Genomic DNA, 5,151 nt, shown 5'->3' with positions numbered 1-5,151 from the left:
GTTTGGAACGGCTCCCGGGCGCTCCTGCCCAAGAACAAGGTCAAGCTGCTGCTCAACCTCATTCTCGTCGCCAACGCGGCCATACCGCGCGGCGGCAAGCTGGTGGTCACGCTGGAGAACCTTGAGACCGAGCCGCGTTTTTCGCTGTCGGCCAGCGGCCCGATGCTGCGCGTGCCGCCGAAATTCCTCGAGCTGCATTCCGGCCACAAGCCGGAAGAGCCGATCGACGCTCATTCGGTCCAGCCTTACTACACGCTGCTTCTGGCGCGTGAGGCCAATATGACGATCTCGATCCATGCGACCGCCGACGAGATCGTGCTGACGGCTGCATAAGAAGAGCCGAAGCATCTTTTATCGCTAATATTTGCTCCGGCAGTGCGGGTCGAGCAGTACCAGCCGCAATTCATGTAACGTCGCCGCGGAGGTAAAACCGCGCGATACGCCTGTTTGGAAAAACTTTACCTAACGGCTTTTCGGCTTCTTTACCAGATTGGCCTATGGTGCTTTCCGGTTACCCGGAGGTTGCCGGTTCGGCAGATGGCAAAGAGGACCCGGACATGAAGCGTTGCCTGTTCGTCGATGATTCGAGCGTCATCAGGAAGGTTGCAAAACGCATTCTTGGCTCGGACATGATCGTCGTCGAGGCGTCGACCGGGGTCGAGGCCGCCGAGATTTGCGCCGACAGCATGCCCGATGTCATCGTCATCGACGGCGGACTGACCGACATCCAGGCGGTCGACCTCATACGCCGCATCCGCGCCATCGAAAGTCCCGTCAAGCCGCAGATCCTGGTGTCGCTGGTCGAGGTCGACGTCGCAGCGATCATGCGTGCCAAGCGCGCCGGCGCCCAAGGCTATCTGCTGAAGCCCTTCAACCGCGCGCAACTGCTCGAAAGCTTCCGTTTCCTCAAGATCGCCGCCTGATTCGCGGCACCGATCCAACAAAAAACCCGGCCGGAGCCGGGTTTTCGTTGAACTCGTTGGATCGCCTACGCGCTGACGCGGATATCTTCCGGCTCGCGCAGCACATAGCCGCGGCCCCATACCGTCTCGATATAGTTCTGGCCGCCGGACGCCGCGTCGAGCTTCTTGCGCAGCTTGCAGATGAAGACGTCGATGATCTTCAGTTCCGGCTCGTCCATGCCGCCATAGAGATGGTTGAGGAACATTTCCTTGGTGAGCGTGGTGCCCTTGCGCAGCGAGAGCAGCTCCAGCATCTGGTATTCCTTGCCGGTCAGGTGCACGCGCTGGCCACCGACCTCGACCGTCTTGGCGTCGAGATTGACCACCAGGTCGCCGGTGGTGATAACCGACTGGGCATGGCCCTTGGAGCGGCGCACGATCGCGTGGATGCGCGCCACCAGCTCGTCCTTGTGGAAGGGCTTGGTCATATAATCGTCGGCGCCGAAGCCGAGGCCGCGCACCTTGTCCTCGATGCCGGCCATGCCGGAGAGGATCAGGATCGGCGTCTTGACCTTGGAGAGGCGCAGCGTGCGCAGGACTTCATAGCCCGACATGTCGGGGAGATTGAGGTCCAGCAGGATGATGTCGTAATCGTAGAGCTTGCCGAGATCGACACCTTCTTCGCCGAGATCGGTCGTATAGACGTTGAAGCTCTCCGATTTCAGCATCAGTTCGATGCTCTGTGCGGTTGCACTGTCATCTTCAATCAGCAGAACACGCATTTCATTCCCCTTTTCTGCTGCCGGACCATCTCACGACCCGTCCGGGACCCGGAGCAGTGATTGCCTGAACAGAAGGTGCCACCGACTGGTTAACAAATCCTAATTTCGTGTCATCCACGATACCAGATTTTTTAACCCCTTTCTACACCCACTTGAATCTAATAACGAATCACAGACCAAAATCGCTAATGCACCACATTAATAAGCCAGCCTAAGTGACTCCAGAGACTCGCAGGCCCGGGCTTCCGCCGAGAGCCGGAATTTTTACCCGGCCTTAAGTCCTCGCCCGTATGATTAACAATGCCCGTAAACGAATGGTTACCGCCGGCAAAAATCTTTAGGGCTTTGTTTCCCATAGCCCAGGGAAAGCCGGGGGAAACGGGCGGCGCTTGGATCGTTCCGGGCGGACTGGGCGGTATTGCAAGTGTGCGTTTGCGGAGTATCGAGTCATGAAGTCACGTGAAAACCTCGTTCGGCTGAAGCAGTTTCAGGTGAATGAGAAACGGCGGCAGCTGTTGCAGCTGGACATGATGATCGCCGAGTTCGAGCGCATGGCCGTGGAGCTGGAAGCGCAGATCATCGCCGAAGAGAAAAAAGCCGGCATCACCGACATCAACCATTTCGCCTATCCGACCTTCGCCAAGGCGGCGCGCCTGCGCCGCGACAACCTCAGGAACTCACAAAGCGACCTCGCCCAGCAGCGAAGCACCGCCGAATCATTACTCGGCGAAGCTGAAGCGGAGCTGTCCAAGGCGGAGATGCTGGAATCGCGCGACACCAAGATTCGCGAGGCCGAAACAGGCGGCCGCAGCGCCATGATCGGCTGATCGCCGGGCATATTCGCAGTCATGCCGGAGACCTACCGGCATCTTCAGAACCGGCGATCGGCAGCAATCGGCCTCGCTGTCTTCAGGGCACCGCGCCCATCTCGCCGTGATCTGCCAATGCCCGGGCCCGGGCATCCTTGATTTCGGGCGCATGCTCTTCCGCCCAGGAGCGTATCTGGCTGAGCAGGCCAGCAAGGTTCTGGCCAAGCTCCGTCAGTTCATACTCCACGCGCGGCGGAATGACCGCAAACACCTCGCGTCGCACAAGACCGTCGCGCTCCAGAACACGCAGCGTCTGGGTCAGCATTTTGGGCGTGATGCCCTCCAGCTTGCGTGCCAGCTCGCCATTGCGCAGCCGGCCGCGCCGCAGCGCGCAGACGGTGAGATAGACCCATTTGCTGGCCAGCATCTCGAGCACGGTATGCGACGGGCAGCTGCGCCGGAACGCGTCGTAGCCGAATGGGGATTTGTCTTCACTATCCATAGGGTGTCTATATATAGAAAAGGTACATACTCGACAATCGAATATTACTATCCAAATGATAGCGGCCTATCCACTCGAACAGGAGGCGTTCATGCGTGCCGTTATCCAGAATTCCGTCGGCGGACCCGAGGTCCTTTTCGTAGCCGAGCAGCCCGACCCCTCGCCCGGCCCCGGGGAAGTGCTCGTCCGCGTCAAGGCGGCGGGCATCAACCCGGTCGACGGCGCCGTGCGCGGCGGCTTCTACCCGCTGCTCGGCGAGCCGCCTTTCATCCTTGGCTGGGATATTTCGGGGACTGTGGCGGCGCTCGGTTCCGGCGTGACCGCCTTCAAGGTCGGCGACGAGGTGTTCGGCATGCCGCGCTTCCCCAAGCAGGCCGGCGCCTATGCCGAGCTTGCCACGGCGCCGGCGGGCGAGATCGCCGCGAAACCAACCGCCATTGACCATGTTCATGCGGCTGCCTTGCCGCTGGCCGGCCTGACGGCCTGGCAAGCCCTTGTCCGCCATGGCGGCCTGCTGGCGAGGCAACGCGTGCTGGTTCATGCCGGAGCAGGCGGCGTCGGCCATCTGGCGGTGCAGATCGCCAAGGCGCGCGGCGCCTGGGTGGCCTCGACCGCCAGCCCGGACAAAACGGACTATGTTCGCTCGATCGGCGCCGACGAGGTCATCGATTATACGAAGGGCGAATTCGCCGGAAAGGCCGGCGATCTCGATCTGGTGCTGGAGACGGTCGGCGGCGACCATGCAGCGGATTCGCTCAAGGTGTTGCGCGACGGCGGCGTGCTGGTGTCGCTGCTCGCTGTCCCCGACGCGGTAAAGGCAAAGGCCAAGGAACGGAATATCCGCGTCGAGCGGATGTCGGTCACGCCCGACCGGGAAGGCCTTGTCGAGCTCGCCAGGCTCGTCGATGCCGGAAAGCTCGCGCCGCATGTGGCGAAGGCCTTTCCGCTCGACCAGGCGGGGGCCGCCCACACTTTCCTCGCCACGCGGCCGATCGGCAAGGTTGTGCTGACGGTCTGATACCTTCCAAAACCAAAGGGCGCGGTGTTCCGCGCCCTTTCGATTTACGGCTATCCTGGCTAGTGCCGGTATTGCTGGATCCGCGTGGTGCGGAGCCCGGCAAGGCCGTATTCGTCGATCGATGCCTGCCAGGAGAGAAATTCTTCGGTGGTGAGCTTGTAGCGCTGGCAGGCTTCTTCAAGGCTGAGCAGGCCGCCGCGTACCGCCGCGACCACTTCTGCCTTGCGCCGGATAACCCAGCGCCGCGTGTTCGTCGGCGGCAGATCGGCGATCGTAAGAGGGCTGCCGTCGGGCCCAATAACATACTTGACTCTAGGTCTAACCAGATCGGTCATCGTACTCTCTACTAAAAACTCAAAGACCCAATCCCCGCCACAGTACCGCCACAGCTTTAAAAATTGCCTAAGCGAACCCTAATCACTAGGTAAGGATCGTGAACGCCCGGTTAGGATTTCGTTTAGAATTTGAAACACCGGCCTCCAGGCCTTGAAATTGCCGGTAATCTCGTCCTGAGGCGCAAGCTGGCGCAGACGGGGCGCTTGACCTATATTCCGGCCATTGGCATTGAGCGCCGCACAGTGAAAGCACCATGAACAGCCTCGATCTCCCTCGCCGCCCCGAAGAAACCCGCGTCGTCGTCGCGATGTCGGGCGGTGTCGATTCGTCCGTGGTCGCCGGCATTCTGAAGCGCGAAGGCTATGACGTGGTCGGCGTGACGCTGCAGCTTTATGATCACGGCGCGGCCACTCATCGCGCCGGTTCATGCTGCGCCGGCCAGGACATCGACGATGCCCGCCGCGTCTCCGAGACGCTCGGCATCCCGCATTACGTGCTCGATTATGAGGAGCGCTTCCGCAAGGCGGTCATCGATCCCTTTGCCGAGAGCTATGTCGCCGGCGAGACGCCGATCCCCTGCGTTTCCTGCAACCAGACGGTGAAGTTCGCCGATCTTCTGGCGACCGCGCAGGATCTCGGTGCCGACGCGCTGGCCACCGGCCATTACATCCGCTCGCGCGCCAATGGCGCCCATCGCGCGCTCTACCGGCCGGTCGACGCCGACCGCGACCAGAGCTATTTCCTGTTCGCCACCACGCAGGCGCAGATCGACTATCTGCGATTTCCCCTCGGCGGCCTGTCG

The 5,151-nt window shown here is 61.3% G+C and carries 8 protein-coding genes; 5 read left to right on the top strand and 3 right to left on the bottom strand.

Annotated features, from left to right (window positions below):
• The coding region (locus EOD07_RS21755) for a histidine phosphotransferase family protein (protein WP_245470384.1) at nucleotides 1-333 on the top strand (333 nt) is incomplete at its 5' end.
• A 224-nt stretch (nucleotides 334-557) separates the two neighbouring features.
• Complete coding sequence (locus EOD07_RS21750; RefSeq protein ID WP_127236937.1) at nucleotides 558-923, top strand: response regulator; 366 nt, start codon at nucleotides 558-560, stop codon at nucleotides 921-923.
• Nucleotides 924-988: 65 nt separating this feature from the next.
• Here the strand turns inward: EOD07_RS21750 and ctrA are convergent, their stop codons facing one another.
• A complete protein-coding gene (gene ctrA / locus EOD07_RS21745) occupies nucleotides 989-1,684 on the bottom strand; it encodes a cell cycle two-component system response regulator CtrA (RefSeq protein WP_006203583.1) in 696 nt (231 codons plus the stop codon).
• A 449-nt stretch (nucleotides 1,685-2,133) separates the two neighbouring features.
• On the opposite strand from ctrA, the gene EOD07_RS21740 reads away from it, so the two are divergent.
• Nucleotides 2,134-2,511 carry a flagellar export protein FliJ gene (locus tag EOD07_RS21740; protein ID WP_040989842.1) on the top strand — a complete coding sequence of 126 codons (378 nt, stop codon included), beginning with the start codon at nucleotides 2,134-2,136 and terminating at the stop codon, nucleotides 2,509-2,511.
• A gap of 82 nt (nucleotides 2,512-2,593) precedes the next feature.
• Here EOD07_RS21740 and EOD07_RS21735 read toward each other — a convergent pair whose 3' ends face one another.
• Complete coding sequence (locus tag EOD07_RS21735; RefSeq protein WP_127236936.1) at nucleotides 2,594-2,995, bottom strand: helix-turn-helix domain-containing protein; 402 nt, start codon at nucleotides 2,993-2,995, stop codon at nucleotides 2,594-2,596.
• Between the two features lie 91 nt (nucleotides 2,996-3,086).
• On the opposite strand from EOD07_RS21735, the gene EOD07_RS21730 reads away from it, so the two are divergent.
• Nucleotides 3,087-4,013 carry an NADP-dependent oxidoreductase gene (locus EOD07_RS21730; RefSeq protein ID WP_127236935.1) on the top strand — a complete coding sequence of 309 codons (927 nt, stop codon included), beginning with the start codon at nucleotides 3,087-3,089 and terminating at the stop codon, nucleotides 4,011-4,013.
• 59 nt (nucleotides 4,014-4,072) lie between these two features.
• Here EOD07_RS21730 and EOD07_RS21725 read toward each other — a convergent pair whose 3' ends face one another.
• Entirely contained in the window at nucleotides 4,073-4,348 is a 276-nt protein-coding gene (locus EOD07_RS21725) for a DUF1153 domain-containing protein (protein WP_006203587.1), read from the bottom strand.
• A 254-nt stretch (nucleotides 4,349-4,602) separates the two neighbouring features.
• Between EOD07_RS21725 and EOD07_RS21720 the strand changes: the two genes are divergently transcribed.
• Nucleotides 4,603-5,151 (top strand): asparagine synthase-related protein (locus EOD07_RS21720; RefSeq protein WP_245470382.1); only part of this gene is annotated, 549 nt, incomplete at its 3' end.

The organism is Mesorhizobium sp. M2C.T.Ca.TU.002.02.1.1, assembly GCF_003997225.1.
This window is presented reverse-complemented; position numbering and strand designations above follow the sequence as displayed.